This is a genomic window from Cognatishimia sp. 1_MG-2023, from assembly GCF_030548175.1.
GTDB lineage: Bacteria > Pseudomonadota > Alphaproteobacteria > Rhodobacterales > Rhodobacteraceae > Cognatishimia.
The window spans coordinates 32,056-48,251 of the sequence record NZ_JAUORX010000012.1 but is presented as its reverse complement, the minus strand read 5'-3'; the positions used below and the strand labels follow the sequence as shown (position 1 = coordinate 48,251).

General features: G+C 50.5%; 19 protein-coding genes. 6 read left to right on the top strand and 13 right to left on the bottom strand.

What is annotated here, in order from left to right; translation table 11 throughout:
* Positions 1-10 precede the first annotated feature (10 nt).
* Entirely contained in the window at positions 11-421 is a 411-nt protein-coding gene (locus tag Q4544_RS14990) for an ACT domain-containing protein (protein WP_303507618.1), read from the top strand.
* Between the two features lie 181 nt (positions 422-602).
* On the opposite strand, the gene Q4544_RS14985 is transcribed toward Q4544_RS14990, so the two are convergent.
* The 3 genes from Q4544_RS14985 to Q4544_RS14975 all read right to left on the bottom strand — a co-directional run bounded on the left by Q4544_RS14985 (position 603) and on the right by Q4544_RS14975 (position 3,682).
* Complete coding sequence (locus Q4544_RS14985) at positions 603-845, bottom strand: hypothetical protein (RefSeq protein WP_303507617.1); 243 nt, start codon at positions 843-845, stop codon at positions 603-605.
* A 122-nt stretch (positions 846-967) separates the two neighbouring features.
* Positions 968-2,593: an L-glutamate gamma-semialdehyde dehydrogenase gene (gene pruA, locus Q4544_RS14980; protein WP_303507616.1), complete on the bottom strand. Its 1,626-nt coding sequence runs from the start codon at positions 2,591-2,593 to the stop codon at positions 968-970.
* A gap of 186 nt (positions 2,594-2,779) precedes the next feature.
* Positions 2,780-3,682 (bottom strand): LysR family transcriptional regulator, encoded by a 903-nt coding sequence (locus Q4544_RS14975; protein ID WP_303507615.1) that lies wholly within the window; start codon positions 3,680-3,682, stop codon positions 2,780-2,782.
* A gap of 97 nt (positions 3,683-3,779) precedes the next feature.
* On the opposite strand from Q4544_RS14975, the gene Q4544_RS14970 reads away from it, so the two are divergent.
* The 4 genes from Q4544_RS14970 to Q4544_RS14955 all read left to right on the top strand — a co-directional run bounded on the left by Q4544_RS14970 (position 3,780) and on the right by Q4544_RS14955 (position 5,407).
* Positions 3,780-4,088: a hypothetical protein gene (locus Q4544_RS14970; protein WP_303507614.1), complete on the top strand. Its 309-nt coding sequence runs from the start codon at positions 3,780-3,782 to the stop codon at positions 4,086-4,088.
* 4 nt (positions 4,089-4,092) lie between these two features.
* Positions 4,093-4,479: a DUF4440 domain-containing protein gene (locus Q4544_RS14965; RefSeq protein ID WP_303507612.1), complete on the top strand. Its 387-nt coding sequence runs from the start codon at positions 4,093-4,095 to the stop codon at positions 4,477-4,479.
* A 72-nt stretch (positions 4,480-4,551) separates the two neighbouring features.
* On the top strand, positions 4,552-4,986 hold the full coding sequence (locus tag Q4544_RS14960) for a hypothetical protein (RefSeq protein ID WP_303507610.1): 435 nt from the start codon (positions 4,552-4,554) through the stop codon (positions 4,984-4,986).
* A gap of 34 nt (positions 4,987-5,020) precedes the next feature.
* Entirely contained in the window at positions 5,021-5,407 is a 387-nt protein-coding gene (locus tag Q4544_RS14955) for a nuclear transport factor 2 family protein (protein WP_303507609.1), read from the top strand.
* 173 nt (positions 5,408-5,580) lie between these two features.
* Here the strand turns inward: Q4544_RS14955 and Q4544_RS14950 are convergent, their stop codons facing one another.
* From Q4544_RS14950 to Q4544_RS14905, 10 genes are all read right to left on the bottom strand, one after another.
* A complete protein-coding gene (locus tag Q4544_RS14950; RefSeq protein ID WP_303507607.1) occupies positions 5,581-5,946 on the bottom strand; it encodes a nitrile hydratase accessory protein in 366 nt (121 codons plus the stop codon).
* The gene (gene nthB / locus Q4544_RS14945; RefSeq protein ID WP_303507605.1) at positions 5,933-6,601 is read right to left on the bottom strand and encodes a nitrile hydratase subunit beta; all 669 of its coding nucleotides are present in this window, start codon (positions 6,599-6,601) and stop codon (positions 5,933-5,935) included. The genes Q4544_RS14950 and nthB overlap by 14 nt, the downstream gene beginning before the upstream one ends.
* A 32-nt stretch (positions 6,602-6,633) precedes the next feature.
* Positions 6,634-7,254 (bottom strand): nitrile hydratase subunit alpha, encoded by a 621-nt coding sequence (gene nthA / locus Q4544_RS14940; protein WP_303507603.1) that lies wholly within the window; start codon positions 7,252-7,254, stop codon positions 6,634-6,636.
* 18 nt (positions 7,255-7,272) lie between these two features.
* Entirely contained in the window at positions 7,273-8,658 is a 1,386-nt protein-coding gene (locus tag Q4544_RS14935; RefSeq protein ID WP_303507601.1) for an amidase, read from the bottom strand.
* Positions 8,659-8,888: 230 nt separating this feature from the next.
* The gene (locus tag Q4544_RS14930) at positions 8,889-9,884 is read right to left on the bottom strand and encodes a branched-chain amino acid ABC transporter permease (RefSeq protein WP_303507599.1); all 996 of its coding nucleotides are present in this window, start codon (positions 9,882-9,884) and stop codon (positions 8,889-8,891) included.
* Positions 9,881-10,759, bottom strand: coding sequence for a branched-chain amino acid ABC transporter permease (locus Q4544_RS14925; protein ID WP_303507598.1), 879 nt, complete (start codon positions 10,757-10,759; stop codon positions 9,881-9,883). The genes Q4544_RS14930 and Q4544_RS14925 overlap by 4 nt, the downstream gene beginning before the upstream one ends.
* Positions 10,760-10,763: 4 nt before the next feature.
* Positions 10,764-11,474, bottom strand: a complete 711-nt coding sequence (locus Q4544_RS14920; RefSeq protein ID WP_303507597.1) for an ABC transporter ATP-binding protein — start codon at positions 11,472-11,474, stop codon at positions 10,764-10,766.
* A complete protein-coding gene (locus tag Q4544_RS14915) occupies positions 11,471-12,247 on the bottom strand; it encodes an ABC transporter ATP-binding protein (RefSeq protein ID WP_303507596.1) in 777 nt (258 codons plus the stop codon). The genes Q4544_RS14920 and Q4544_RS14915 overlap by 4 nt, the downstream gene beginning before the upstream one ends.
* Positions 12,248-12,266: 19 nt before the next feature.
* Positions 12,267-13,592, bottom strand: coding sequence for an ABC transporter substrate-binding protein (locus Q4544_RS14910; RefSeq protein ID WP_303507594.1), 1,326 nt, complete (start codon positions 13,590-13,592; stop codon positions 12,267-12,269).
* A 248-nt stretch (positions 13,593-13,840) separates the two neighbouring features.
* On the bottom strand, positions 13,841-14,782 hold the full coding sequence (locus Q4544_RS14905) for a LysR family transcriptional regulator (RefSeq protein ID WP_303507592.1): 942 nt from the start codon (positions 14,780-14,782) through the stop codon (positions 13,841-13,843).
* 133 nt (positions 14,783-14,915) lie between these two features.
* Between Q4544_RS14905 and Q4544_RS14900 the strand changes: the two genes are divergently transcribed.
* A complete protein-coding gene (locus Q4544_RS14900) occupies positions 14,916-16,163 on the top strand; it encodes a Zn-dependent hydrolase (protein ID WP_303507590.1) in 1,248 nt (415 codons plus the stop codon).
* Positions 16,164-16,196: the final 33 nt, after the last annotated feature.

The window sequence follows — 16,196 nt, the reverse complement described above, 5'->3', positions numbered from 1 at the left end:
AGACCCCACGATGGCGGGTGAAAAGAATTTAGATATCCTACTGTCCTCGATGACAGGTGCGTTGGTAGACGGAGTATATGTCTTTGCCACTTTAAAGGATCAATCATTGCCGAGCGATATTCGGCCCCGCATGATGTTCGAAGAGGCCGAAGGCACGACTTATATCCTACTTAAAGAAGATGCGGATGCCGCAGGCATTTCGTATGAATTTCCCAGCCGTATGATCACCTTAGAAATCCATTCCTCACTAGATGCGGTTGGATTCATGGCACGTATTGCAACGGATCTGGCCAAAGAAAACATGGGTGTTAACCCTGTTTCAGCGTTCTTTCACGATCACATCTTTATTCCAGACGGTCGTGAAGATGATGCATTGCGTGTTCTTAAAGAAATCGCAGCCTCAGTTTCAGCACAAGTTTAAGGTTGGCCGGCAAGCCACTTAGAAACAAGCCTCAAGCCGTTTCTGAGGACATCTGGGGAATTGGCAAAACCAATCCGGATGTAACCTTCCATGTCAAATGCAGAGCCTGGCGTGAACATCACGCCAGTCTCTTCAATGAGCTTTACACAAAGATCTCGTGAAGCCATCGGTAGATCATATTTCAGCAACGTTGTTGTGCCTGATAGAGACCAGAAATTGCGTTCAACAACCGTTTCGAACCGCGGATTTCGCCGTAGGTTAGCTTCATCTCGGTCAGATCCGAGATATAGCCGGTGTCCTTCTCTGCAAGCTGTAACAGCTCACCAATTGTCAGACTTTCAACACAGGTTTCTGCAAGATTTGATTCACACTTTAACTCCCATTCATTCATCCAAATTTCGACGGCGAATGGGTGGATATGCATGAGACGTCCCTTACAAGGTTTGGTGTTGCGTATGGCGACCCCCTGTTCAGGGATCGCCAAAGCTGACCTTTATGCGATCAGACAGTGCATGCTACGGGGTGCATGCTGGTATTCACAAGATGTTATTCGCTTGTGTTATCCGGAAGCATAGAAGGATAACGATAATCCGTTGCCGGATCATATGTTTCCTTAATAGTCCGCGGTGTGACCCAACGAATAAGATTCCACATGCTGCCGGCTTTATCGTTTGTACCGCTAGCACGCCCGCCGCCAAAAGGCTGCTGACCAACCACCGCACCTGTCGGCTTGTCGTTTACATAGAAATTTCCAGCGGAATGCTTCAAGCGCTCAGTAAGCTCACAAATCGTGGTCCGATCTGTCGCAAAAATCGCCCCTGTTAGGCCGTATGGCGTCGCAGTATCACACGCAGTTAACGCTTCATCCAACTTATCATCATCATATTTATGAATTGTCAGAACTGGCCCGAAAATTTCTTCGGTCATTAGCTTTGTGTTCGGTTTATGCGCAATCACGACTGTAGGCTGAACAAAATAACCCTCTGAGTCATCGTATGTCCCACCTACCAGAATGTCATGATCTTCTGAATTCTTCGCATGGTCGATATATGAGGCGATGTTGGCAAATGAACGGTCATCAATAACCGCCGACATAAAGTTGGAAAAGTCAGTGACAGCGCCGATTTTTATCGATTCAACCTGAGACTTTAACTTAGTAACGACTTCGTCCCACAAGCTTGCGGGAACATATGCACGGCTCGCTGCCGAACATTTCTGCCCCTGATATTCAAACGCGCCACGCACCATAGATGTAACCAACGCATCAACATGTGCCGAGGAATGGGCAAATATGAAATCTTTCCCACCTGTTTCCCCAACAATGCGTGGATAGTTGCGGTAGTTTCCGATGTTTTCGCTGATTTGCTGCCACAACAGTTGGAAAACACGGGTACTACCTGTGAAATGCAGACCAGCAAAGTCAGGATGAGAGAGCAGCACATTACTGATAGGCTCTGGAACATCAGAAGGGATCATATTGATCACCCCCGGTGGAAGACCTGCCTCTTCGAAGAGATCCATAAGGAGGTTTGCACTGTACACCGCACGTTCAGACGGCTTCCAAACGATTGTATTTCCCATAATCGCAGGCGCGACACAGAGGTTCCCGGCAATTGCTGTAAAATTGAACGGTGTTAGGGCAAAAATGAACCCTTCAAGAGCGCGATATTCTGAGCGGTTTTGACAACCCGGACCTGAGATCGGCTGATTTGCGTAGATATCCCGCGCGAATTGAACATTGAAGCGCAGAAAATCAATCAGTTCACAGGCGGAGTCGATCTCTGCCTGATGCGCTGTTTTACCCTGCCCCAACATTGTTGCTGCATTTAGCTTTGCCCGCCAAGGTCCGGCGAGTAGATCAGCGGCTTTCAGAAACACACGAGCGCGATCTTCTAGCGGCATCTTGCTCCAGATAGGATGGGCCTTTGCAGCGGCTTCAACTGCGGAAGTCGCATGTTCCGCGTCTGCGCAATGAAACTGCCCCAGGACATGAGAATGGTTGTGGGGCATCACGCAATTATATGTGCGCTTTGAACTAACACGCTCTCCGCCGATGCGAAGTGGGATGTCCACTTTAAGTTGTTTCAGTTCCTCAATCGCGCGCTGCAAGTCTTGGCGTTCAGGAGAGCCTGGCCGGTATTCAAATATAGGTTCATTTATAACAGGCTGCATCTTGTGTCCTTTTGGGCATACAAAGTTCTGAGTTCCGGTGTTGCCGCAAACTCTTTCGCATGATCATCGGACCCCATGGGCCTGCTGTAAATTTAGAAGCTATGATGTGAACTTTTGTATAAACAAAAGCCACCTGTGGTGAACGCGCTCAAGCCTGGCTAAACGCAAAGCCAATGCGCCAGTTTCTTAATCCTGAGTTTCGCCGGTTCTCGCCAAATCAATAAACGCGCGTAAACGCCGTGCCATCAGTTTTTTGCTGCGATAATTGAGGGAATACCGCGGCAGCGCCATCAAATGCTCTGCCAATACTTCGGTTACGCTACCATTCTGGATATAAGGCGCTGCGATTTCTGCATACACATATGCAAGCCCTAGCCCATGCTGTGCGTAATTAAGCAACGAGCGCATGTCATTTGCGACCATCCGCGGCTTGGGCTGAATGGTGAATGCCCCTTCTGCACCCGTAAATCCCCAAGGCGCGATTTTGTCACCACGACCAAAGGCATAGCAAATCGTATCATGATGTAAGATGTCGCGGGGTACCAAAGGTGTTCCCTTAGCCTGAAGATAGTCCTGAGATGCGACAACGCACATATTCAGTTCAGGGCCCACAGGAATGGCATGCGTGTCTGGTTCAAGAAAAGAGCTAGACCGAATTGCAGCATCAATACCAGAGTTCAGTAAATCCACTTTTTTGTCGTCGAAAATCACTTCGACATCCACGTTGGTATGTTGCGATGCAAATCGTGCCACCAGTTCATCAAGAAAAAATGGGCCAGCGCTATAAGGTGCGGACAGTCTTAAAACGCCAGACACTTGATCTTTCTGATCATCGATATCGCGCATGGCCAACTCTAAATCTTTGACAGCCGGTAAGCTCTTTTCAAAGAAGGATTCACCAAGGGGTGTTAGGACGACAGAGCGTGTAGAGCGTTCAAATAACCTAACATCTAAACGATCTTCAAACCGCTGAACCGCCTCACTGACAGAGGCCGGCGCCATTTTCAAATGCTCCGCGGCCGCGCGAAATCCACCCAAGCGGGCGACTTCAACAAAGATCTTAATGTCTCCGAAGTGGTTGCGACTCATTGTTCGTGTTTTCGATCAGTGTGAACGGAATTTGTTGGCTTATCCTTACGATAGCATTGCCATATTGTTAAGGCAAGCCGCAACCGAGGAAATGCCAATGTCCAAAATCTCAGAAATATTCGTCCTGAAAATGAAAGATACTGATCAACTTGATGCCATCCGCGAGACGGCGCGCAAAGATTTCGTCAGCATCGAAGGCGTGTCCTCTTGGGAAACCCTGGTTTCCACGGATACGTCACGCCCAACACTATATACGGAAATCTTTACTTTCCCGGACCACGCCACGGCCAAGAAAGTAACGCCAATGTTTGCAGAACGACCTGCAACACAAGCCTTCCTAGGCCAGATTGATGAAATCATCGTCGGCCAGTTTTTTACCACTCACACTCCAAAAGTAGAGGAATAAGATCATGACAGAACGTGCAGAAATTGAAGCAATTATTCAAGCTTGGACCAGCGGCCTAGACGGTGGCGACATCGAACAGATGGTCAGCACTTGCCACGCTGATGTGGTCACAGTGAACGAACGTCAGCCTGTAACAGTCGGCGCGCAGTCCATTCGCGATAAATACATCCCACGGATTGCAGCTGCCGAAATTACATCTGGCTTCGACATTGAACAACTACAGTTCTTTGGCGACACCGCCGTGGTCTGTGGCCGTTTTTATGGCACCATGAAAATGCGCGACACAGGCGATGTACGCACACCAGAGGGTCGATTGGTTCTCGTTTACAAGCGCGATGAAAACGGTGCTTGGAAGATGATCCTAGACATGGACAACAACGGCCCTGCCTAAGGCCTGAATGGCCGTGTATTTTGCACGGCCACCCACCTTGCTGGCAAAGCATCCCAGAAATTGGAGACCGACATGACGACCTTGGAACGTGTCACGAACGAAATCGTGGATCTGCACGACTTTTTCACCGAATGGTTTAATGGAAGCGTTAATCGCGATCAGTTGGAGCCGCGCTTTTTATCCCGATTGCACAAAGATCTTCAGTTTATTCCGCCAGAAGGCTTTGTCATGTCTGGCAGCGCACTAAAGAACGGCTTTGAACAAGGTTATGGGTCAAATCCAGATTTTCGCATCCAAATCCGCGATGTCGATATCCGGCACGAACGGGACGGCTTGGTGCTTGCCACCTATACGGAATGGCAGACCGGAGCAGCCCTGTCAGCACATGCCAACAACGCGCGCGTGACCACCGTGTTGATGGAAATGACCTCGCCTATCACCTGGCTGCACCTTCAAGAAACATGGTTACCAGAAGCGGTCCGCGCAGCCGGTTCCTTCGATTTCTAAAACTCTAAAACCCCTAATCTAAGACGAGGCTGAAATGACCAAACGAATAGCTCACCAACCCCGAGAAATCGCCGATTGCGTCGGTGCATATTTGCAAGAAGGTGATCTGGACGGCATTACATCTATGTTCCACCCAGATTGTCACATTTTCTTTCCTCCTGAAGAGCCACCTTTCGTCGGGATCGAAGGCGCGCGCGCAACCTTTGAAGGGTTCTTGGCATTACGCCCAGAGATCAAAAGCGAAGTCTTCAGCGAAGTTATTGTTGGCGACATTGCCCTCATTCGTGCAAATTGGAGCGTTATCGCGCCGGACGGCAGCGTCATGGCAGAAGGTCAATCGACCGAAGTGGCCAAAAAGCTGGAAAATGGTGGTTGGGGGTATCTAATTGATTGCCCGAACGGTCTACCAAACCTGACATAAGCACTGCCCAAACGGGGAGTTCCACATAAATGTCATGCATGCTCACAAGCGCGCATTAAAACGGCATGATCAACCTAGGCATTGCGCACAGGTTGATCATGCGGACCTCCCCGACATTTTGGTCGTTTACCACCCTGTAGGAATGCTAGGCCAAACCGCTGCCCCTGATGATCTCAGCCTGCGCGAATTTCAGAGACTGACTGCCTGATTGTGTCAATTTGCGATGCAATATCTTTGGCGCCAACAAAACCTTCCGCCAACAACGTCGCCTCAGCGGCTTCAAGCCAACAATCGAAATATTGCAAATCAATCTCTTCGTTGGTTAACGGTTCCCGCTTGTCCTGTTGAGTTTTTAACGTCGTCGCAAGCCGTTCCTGAAACGATAACCAAGGGATTTTTCCATTGTGTACCAGTGTCACGATCAAGGTAAAAACACGCGCATGCCACGCCCGACGAAAGAGCGGTTCACCCTCATCACGTTGGGGTAAAGTTGCTTCGGCCATGCACCGAACTTGGGGGCTGATCTCAGGCGCGCTCAAGGTAGGCCTCCGCTAAATCAAGATAGATAACATCGTCCGGGGCTTCTGCATCTTCGCCCCATAAATCGGTGGCTTTAAATAAAACCAAATAGCAATGCTGCGGTGCTGGGCCCTCCCCTTTTGCAACTGCATCCGCAAATTGAAAAACGTCCTCAACGTTGCAAACCGTTCCGATTTTACCACGCACATAACGGGGCACGCGGGTGTGACCGCTTGGGCAATTGCTAAGCACGCGCACAGTGTCATTCACCTGAAATGCAGCCACACGACTCTCAGCTGGAAAAGTGTAGTCCCCACCCACTTTCATAGCATTAACCAAATCATCCGGGCGAACAGCTGGATGCTTTGTCAGGTCAACCGCAAAGCTTTTAACCCCAGTTGCCAACTCATTCGCATCGACCAAACCCGCGTCTTTCATCAACTCAGAAGTCGCGACAGTCCATTTCTCGAAATAATCCATCTGCAAGTAATCAACGGCAGAGAGCTGCTCGATCTTATGACGGTGCATATCCGCACAAAATGGCGTGTTACCTGCAAGCGATTGGGTCAAACCAAAGGCACGGCGTTGCCATTCATGTTTGAACGTATAGCCCTCGCTTTCAATCGGAACCGGACCAAAGCCATGCATCCCGCCCAAATCATGAATGTTATCCATTCCCTGCCCCTCTCTCGGCTTGCTGCTGTCAATCAGACGACTGCTGTCCCAATCATACCGTCACGCGTGACCATATCTGCCAACTCAGCCTCGCTCAGCCCCTCGGTGTTTTCTGGGCGTCGCGGTAATACCATAAACCGGATTTCAGCCGTGCTATCCCACACCTGCACTTTCATATCCTGAGATAGGGTTAGCCCAAACTCCGCCAAAACCGCACGCGGTTCACGTACAACGCGCGACCGATAGGCCGGGCCTTTATACCAAGCCGGCGGTAATCCTAGCACTGGCCAAGGATAACAAGAGCATAGGGTACACACGATAACATTATGAACATCCGCGGTGTTCTCGACCACCCGCATATGCTCGCCCTGATACCCTTTGAATCCCATCGAATGGATCGCAGCCGTTCCGTCTTTGAGCAGCCATGCCTTAAACTCTGGATCGACCCAAGCCTTTGCCACAACGCTCGCACCATTTCGGGGACCGGTTTCACGCTCATAGTATTCAACGACACTGTCTAAAGCCGCCGGATCAACAAGCCCTTTGGCAATGACCAGTTCTTCGAGGGCCCGCACCCGCAACGCCGCACCGTCTTCGACAGGATCATGCGTATGCCCGTGCGTGTGATCTTTATGATGATTATGGTCGCTCATACATGTCCCCTTTTGACATCAGTTTGATCTGACGGACCCGGCGCTCAATGCTTGTGTCTCCATGATCGAAGGGTAGTCGATTTGTACAGAAAACACCTGCTGTAATTCCTGCGCAAGCGCCAATAAATCAGCATCGCTGTGCAACCGTCCGACCAACTGCACGTTTACCGAGCGACCATCGTCCAATATCACCGCTGGCATTGAAACAACCGGATGGCCGGTTTGATTGAACAATGCAGTGTACCGAATAGTTGCTTCTAATTTAGTAACGGTGTTTCCATCCAAATCAAATGTCACGGCATCCCGTAATGGAGCATCAATTGGCATAACGGGAACAAGGATGGCATCAACATCTTCCAACGCTTGGTCGACCTGCGCCTGCGCCTTGGCTCTAAGGCGCTCGGCCGTTTCATAGTCTGCTGGGCGAACCCCCTGCCCTTTTTTAACGGTTGCACGCGCTAAGTCTGGATAGGATGACCAATGTTCTGGATAAGCCTGCAGGTGAAAATCAGCGGCTTCTTTTGGCAGGTTCACCATGTGAAATTTCATCACGGCATCGGGCTCGGGCAAGGTCACGCCACGTAACTCGATTTGCCCCGCGTCTAAGACCTCTAACACCTGAGCCATCGCACGCGCGATTTCAATCTCTGCATCCCCAAAATAATCATGCGCAACGCCAAGGCTGACCTTCTTATTAACAGATCCCTCGACCTCGGTTGCCAAATTCGGGTCCAGCACGGATTGAAGGATTTGCAAATCTTCAACGCAACGGGCCAATGACCCCACATGGTCCAACGAATGGGCCAATGGCATTACGCCTCTTGCACTAATTCTGCCCCAAGTCGGTTTAAATCCGTATGTGGAACAACACGCTGCAGGAATACGCACACTACCACCGGTGTCCGTACCAATCGCGCCAAAGGCCATGCCCGCTGCAACAGACGCACCAGACCCGCCGCTCGACCCACCAACACTGCGGTGGGTATCCAGTGGATTAATGACCTGTGGCGTATCCGTAGAAAACGCACCCGGATCAGTTTCGGTGACACCCAAAATCACAGCACCCGCTGCTCTTAATCGCTGCACCACAGGCGCATCTTGTTGCGGGCGATATGTCGCCCGATGCTCAAGCCCCGCCTTACAAACTGCGGGTGTCGTATCGATCAAATCCTTGACCGCAATGGGGATCCCATCCAATGGCCCCAACACAGCGTTTTCCTCCCGACGCCGATCTGATGCCGCGGCCTCTGCCATGGCTGTTTGCGCGGTCACATCACTGAACGCGTTAATGGCTGGGTTCAAACGCGCGATACGATCCAGCATATGGGCACATAAATCACGCGCACGGCTTTCACCGCGTGCCAACTTGGCCGCCATTGCTGCAAGAGTGTCAAAGTCCGACATTTACGGGGCCTCCCGCTTGGAAACGGCGCGGCGCAATACGCCCAGATTTCGTAATGAATCGAGTACATCAGACACATTTTCCAAAGGTCGGCTCATACGAACCCGTCGGTATGAAAAACATCGGTTTATCATGTCGTGAGATACTTTCATCGAGATGTGACTATGGCGATCACTGGCAACGGCCAGATCATAAAACGGTTGTTTTGGCAGGGTATTTGGGTGCTAGACCGTCAACTTTTTGACGTTACTTTCCTCAGCAAGTTTGCCCCTGTTCCTGCGATCCCTTTCGGCAGAAGCAGCACAAACAAAATCAATATGATGCCAATTAACGTGTTCTGAACATCACCCCAGCCCTTGGCGATCTCGACCACGACCATCATCAAAGCGGCACCTAAAACAGGACCCCAAGTCGTTTTCAGACCACCCACAACAATCATCGCAAGGATGAAAACCAGATTGGAAAACTCAAACAAACTTGGCCCCGCAAATCGAAAATGTGCGGCATACACAGCCCCCGTCAGACCGGTGAAAAACGCAGTAATCACAAATGCGATGATGTGAAACTGAGTGCGGTTGATGCCCCGTGCAGCGGCATAAATCCGACTGTCTCCTAACGAGCGGAACGCAAGACCAAGCCGCCCATGGATGACCAAGATAGATGCACATAAAGACACCGCAAGAACCGCCAAAACGACAAAGTAGTTCCCCAAGATCCATTTGCCTTTTAGCATCTTGCGAAAGCCAAGATCATCAAACCCAGAAAACCCATTGCCGCCACCGAATAGCGGGGTACACAGCCCGCCCTCGGTTAGAAAACATTCAGCATCCGTGCTAATCAATGAACTGACCATAAAGACAATCGCAAAAGTGAGCAGCGCCACATAAGCGGTTTCTAGGCGCAAGCAAGCCAGACCAATCACCAATGCTGCCACGGCTGCAATAACTGCCCCGATCGGCATAGACATCCAGGGCGACATATCCAAAAAGACACCCATCATGCCCACGGCATAGGCTCCAATCGCAAAGAACAACATCTGCCCCAGCGAAAAGACTCCCGCGTGCCCCAACAATACATTCCATTGCACGGCAACAGAGGCCCAGATCATGAACAAAACGATTTCGCCCAGAAAATAGCGCTGGGTCACGAACAGCGGCAGCATGGCAATCGCTGACAGCACTGCAACCAAGATCAACAGGTTCTTTTGTAGATCGGTAAGACGGCTCATGCGCGGACCACTCCTTGTTTTCCGAACAATCCTGCCGGTTTGAAAATCAACACCAAGATCACCAGCCCCAGCATGACCGGAAAGCCGTATCGCACACCAAAGTAATACCCGATCGCAGCTTCCATCACCCCAAGGGCAATCGCTGCCAAACCCGCACCCGTCACGCTGCCCAATCCGGCAACAACACAGATCACAAACGCTCGGATCAAAGGATTGGTGCCCATCGCAGGGGAAAGGCTGGCTAAAGACGAAATCAAAATACCAGCCGCCGCCGCCAAAGTGCCTGCAATAATCATGACCTGCAGATAGGTCAGCTCTGTTTTAACACCCATCAGTTTGGCCGCATCTTGGTTCATCGCGGTAGCGCGGATGGCCAAACCAAACCGTGTCTTGGTTAACAGCCAAGCCATGGCACTGATCAACACAGCCGCCGTCGCCATAATGGCAAGGGATTGATACGTCACAACCGTATTGCCGATCCGATACAGCCCCTCAATCTGCGCGGGCTGTTTAAACGGATAGGCACCGAATTGCTTTAATATCAAATCTTGGAACAAGATCGCGACACCGGCCGTTGCCACCATGATTGTTGTTTGAAAGTCTTCACGGTGCAGCATGAACCGCACAATAAACAGATGCATTGACGCACCGATAAATCCGCCAGCCATAACGCCCAACAAGATGGCAAAAGGCAATGGCACACCCCAAAGCGTGGCCGCAGTATAAGAGGCATAGGCGCCAAAGGTCATAAAGACGCCATGTGCCATATTAAACATGCCCATCGTGCCATATGTCAGAGCAAGCCCGACAGAGCCCAAGGCATACATCGACCCCAGCGTCAGGCCAGTGATCACTATTTGTAAGATTGCATCCACTGCCCTAGCCCCCCAGATATGTTTTTAGAATGTCACCTGAACCCGCCAAGGCGTCGGCATCTCCTGACCAAGTAAACCGGCCACCATCCATCAGATGGAAAGTGCTGGCGACATTGGCGACGCGGCTTGGGTTCTCTTCGACAACCATGATAGACCGCGACCCCGTGGCAAGAACGTTCAAAGCCTCGTAGATTTGCTCAATGATCAATGGCGCTAAACCTAGGGATGGCTCATCAATCATCATTAACTTGCCATTCGCCATCATGCCGCGCCCGATACCAACCATGCGCCGCTCTCCGCCAGAAAGGCTTTCGGCGCGTTGCGTACGCCGCTCTAAAAGACGCGGGAATAGCGTGTATACCTCTTCTAGGCTGGCTTTGATCGCACCAGAATCCTTACGGGCAAATGCGCCCATCATCAGATTTTCCTCAACCGTCATCCCCATGAACAGTTGATCGCCCTGTGGCACCAATACCAATCCTCTGCGCGCGCGTTCGGGCGCACCATTTGGCATGGCCTCACCGTCAAAAACGGTTTCACCTGACCAGCTCGGCAGCAACCCCGAAATCGCTTTGAGTAAAGTGGACTTACCATGGCCGTTAGGCCCGATGATGGCCGATACACTGCCTTGCGGAACCTCGAGATCAATTTCATGCAAGACCCGTTGTTGCCGATAGCCAGAACTTAGGCCTGTCACAGAAAGCAAAGCTGTCATGCTGCACCTCCTGCAATCGCGTCAGCTTCGGATCCTAAGTAAACAGATTTCACTGTTGGATCGCTGGCGATACCCTGCGGTGTCCCATCATAAATCAGCTTACCTTGATGCATGATCAGCGCCCTGTCTGCGACCGTCATAAGAAAGCGCATCACATGCTCGATAAACACAATTGAAATGCCACGCTTGCGTAGGCTGAACATTAGCTCGATAAATTCATCAATTTCTGCGGGCACCAAACCACCCACTGGTTCGTCCAGCAGCAATATCTGCGGATCATGCACCACTGCAGTCGCGACCATCAGCTTTTTGCGATCCAAAGCAGATATATCTGATACCAGATCCCCTGCTAAATGTGCCAGATTGTAATCTTCTAGAACGGCCATCGACTTATCACGGTGGGCCCGGGTCAATCGCAAACCGGGTCGCGATTTTCCACTGCCATTTACGACAGAGGCCATAATATTTTGCAAAACCGTCAGGCTGCCGAAACCGTCAGTCACCTGAAAGGTTCGCGCCATGCCCATATGAAACAACTTATGTGGCGGCACGCCCGTAATGCTCTTACCGTTGTATAGAACCTGACCACCACTAACGGCGGTCAAGCCTGATATCAGATCAAAAAAGGTCGTTTTTCCCGCCCCGTTTGGTCCTCCAATGCCGATGGTTTCACCAGCGGATACTTTGAGGTCAATGCCATCAACAGCAGCCAACGCACCGTAGCGCCGTTCAACCTGTCGACATTCAAGGATATGTGGGGCGGGATTGTCCATTTTTAGTCTTTCACCCGTATTATGACTTAATCCATTTGGGCGTCCGGAACTCGGTCACACCATATGGCGTAGGTGAAATGATCTTGCCGTTTTCTTCCTTTTTCTCGATCTGGCTAAAGATATGAGACATGCCCAAAGACGGGTCATTCGTTTCAACCGGATAGGAATATGCCTGCTGGGTTTCCGGGTTAAACCGGATTGTTCCCGTTGGGCCACGATAGATCATAGTCCGCAAACGATCAGCGATTTTCTTGTTCTGCACATCATCATATGCTTCACCAACACCGCCGGCCATTGCCGCAGCCTGGGCAAACATATGCAGCGCTTCATAGGTTTGCGCCCCACCATTTGCCGATGCTTTTTCACCATATTTCGCAAGATACCGTGCGGTGAAATCAGTGCCAACATCACCAGACAAAACACCGATGTTTGTCGCATACAGCACATCTTCCGAAGCCTCTTCGGCGATGTCACGGAACGCCGCCAAAGACGCACCGTATTGCAAATAGACCAAAGAGTTGGTCGGATTTGTCAGGAACTGCTTCATGAATTGCGCTTGGTCGCCAGGGAAGAAGTGCGTAATCACAATAAAGCCCGGCTCATCTTCGCGAATTTTCGCCAGAGTTGGGCCCCAATCATTTGTTGGTGCCTCAACTGTCTCGTACAACGAAATTTCATACCCATACTTCGCCGCTTCTTCTTTGATCGAATTGGCAATGTTGATGGAGTACTGAATCGGACCTGTCACCAAAGCGATCTTTTTATTCGCACCGGTAAATTGGCCTGTTTCTTCGAGGTTCTTGATAAAGTTCAAATAGGCAAAGCCATAGAACACTTCGGATGGGCAATACATGAACGACGACCAGTATTTTTCTGGGTCGCCACCAACCAGCGATGTATGCGCACGTGCGGTGTCAGCATGCATATAGATAACGGACGCGTCCGCCGCCACGTTCTGCAACGCCACCTGAGAGCCAAAGTTATAACCCGTGATCAAGGCGCTTGCGCCGTCGCGGTCAATCAGGCGTTGGCCTGCACTGGTGATTTTGTCGTCGCCGCCAGATTCCGTATCAGCCACAACGATCTTAACAGGACGCCCCAAAATACCGCCAGCCGCATTGATTTCCTCAGCCGCCATCTCAAGGCCTTGCTTAAATTCGATGCCATCCGCAGCACCGCCACCAGTCATCTGAATAGGGCCACCGATAACAATCGGCTCACCCGACTGAGCAGAAGCCGCAGTACCCAAACTTGCAGCCGCAACGCCACCAATAGACCCTAATCCTGCAGTTTTCAGGAATCCACGGCGCGAAGCCAATTTATTAGTTTTTGAATTTTCCGTCATATTCATACTCCCATGTATGCAGACCTCGAAGTCTGTTTTCATTGACGCGGCAGTTAACGCTGCTCCGACTTATTCTTTCGGATGCAGCTTCCGACACACCGACACAGATCGGCGCCGCTTGTCTCAAAGATTGGCAGACAAACTATGATCGAAATATCTAAATATAATAATATTTAATTAGATAATTATCTATGTAATGAGCAGAAGCGTATATTAATTAGCCATTGCCTTGCAGAATGGCACTTTACCTATCGCATTGTGCTTGGATCACCCGTCACCAGGTCCAACTCGCGGGACTCCAACATAAGCAATTCATGAAACTTCTTCTCAGCAGGGGTCCGTGCTGCCGACTTTCGGCGGATGATTTCATAACAAGACACATAACCATATTCTTCGGTCATAAGCGCGCGCACTTTGCCCTGCTCCACAAATGTTTCTGCATAGTGAATAGGCAAAAAGGCAAGATATTGGCCCGATAATACCAGATGCGCCAAACCTTCAATGTTGGGCGCTCTGGCCGAATATGTAAAAGACCGCTCGTTCTCAGGAAGCTGGTCAAATGACACATATCCACGCTGTGCATGCGGATACATTTCAACATCTTGCACCGTGATGTCTTTGCCCTCTTTTTCAAACAAGGGATGCCCTTGCCCGCAGAACAATCGCATTTCGGACATATAAAGCGGTTCGTAATCCAGCTGCGAAATACGCCGCGGAAAATAACCCACCCCAATATGCGCCTGACCGCTGAGAACCATAGTTTCCAACTGATTGGGCGGGCCCACATGTACGGTAATATCAACCTGATGATCCAGTTCACCAAAGCGTTTTATCACATTGCCAAGCTGAAATCGGGGATGAAAAACAGAATTGTCGATCATTGCAATCTGCAACTCCCCAACCAGTTGCTCATATCCTAAAACAAGGCTGCGAAAATCCTCGATGTGATTAAACAAAGCATTTGACGCATCATAAACCCGCTGACCATCTTCGGTCAGAGCAAATCCACTTCGTCCACGTTGACACAGCGTCAGACCCAATCTGGTCTCTAAGTTTTTAACATGGATACTGATTGTCGCTTGGCTGACGTTCAACTCAGCCTGCGCCAAAGAAAAACCGCCGCACCGCGCAATCGTCCGAAACACGTCCAGCAATTTCAAATCTACGTTGTTGATGGATGGAAGTGCCATGTCGTTCCCACTTTGATTAATCTCTAACTAAAGATTGTTACATCAAAATACCTTTCTACGTCACCCTTTGTTACTCCTGAGATAAGCAGGGGCCAATTTCAATTGGCCAAAAGACATTGCAACGGGAGTTATCATGCCTTCGAAAAAATCCAATACGCTTGAAATCAACATGGATCGGCTTTGGGAAACACTGATGGTTTCGGCGTCAATTGGTCCGGGCAAAACTGTTGGCCTTAGCCGGTTGACCCTAAGCGATGATGACAAAGAAATGCGCGATCAGTTCATACGCTGGAGCCAAGACGCTAGGTGTACAGTTACGACCGACCCAGTCGGCAATATCTTTGCCAGACGCGAAGGCACCGATCCCACGCTTGCGCCCATTCTTGTCGGCAGCCATCTTGATACCCAGATTGCAGGCGGAAAGTATGACGGCATTTTAGGCGTGTTATCCGGCTTAGAAGTCATTCGCACCCTGAATGATCATGGCATTGAAACCAGACGCTCAATCGAGGCCGTCTGCTGGACCAACGAAGAAGGTGTTCGGTTTCAACCCCCAATGATGGGCGCCGGCGCCTTTGCAGGAATCCACCCAATTGACTGGGTGCTGGCCCAAACCGATAAAAACGGTGCCCTTTTTGGCGAGGAACTGCAGCGGATTGGATATGCAGGCACCGCAGATCGAAAGAACAAAGAGATTGATGCCTATTTCGAACTGCACATTGAACAAGGTTCCATTTTAGACGCTGAGGGAATTCATGTTGGTGTGGTCACAGGCGGCTTTACCTCCTTTGGGGCGCAGGTTGTGATCAAAGGCGAACATGCCCATTCTGGCCCAACCCCAATGAAGAAGCGCAAAGATGCACTTGTTGGAGCTGCGGTCATCATTGCCAAAGTGAATGAAATCGGCTGGGACTATGAACCAGACGGCCGCACTACCTGTGCGCGCATTGACGTTTCGCCAAACGAATACGGCATCATCGCGGATCATGCCGAAGTCACAATTGATGTCCGTCACCCAAATGCGGCCAAAGCCGCAGAGATGTATCAAAAAGCACTCGGCCTCATTCCGATTGCCGCAAAACAAGCCAATGTCGACATCGAAGTTCTCAAGGAATGGTCATTTGGGGATGTGGCCTTTGACCCGGAATTGATCCACCTTATCCGGTCCACCGCAGTTGATCTGGGCATTTCCCACCAAGACATCCTAAGCGCCGCAGGCCATGACGCATATCATCTGGCAACCATCGCGCCGACAGCAATGATCTTTACCCCTTGCAAAGACGGCATCACCCACAACGAAAATGAACACATTGAACCGGGATATACGATGCCCGGCGTGAATGTGCTTTTGAACGCAGTGCTACAACGCGCAAACGCTTAAAGGCACCACAGGCACAGTCTGACGAAAGAAGGC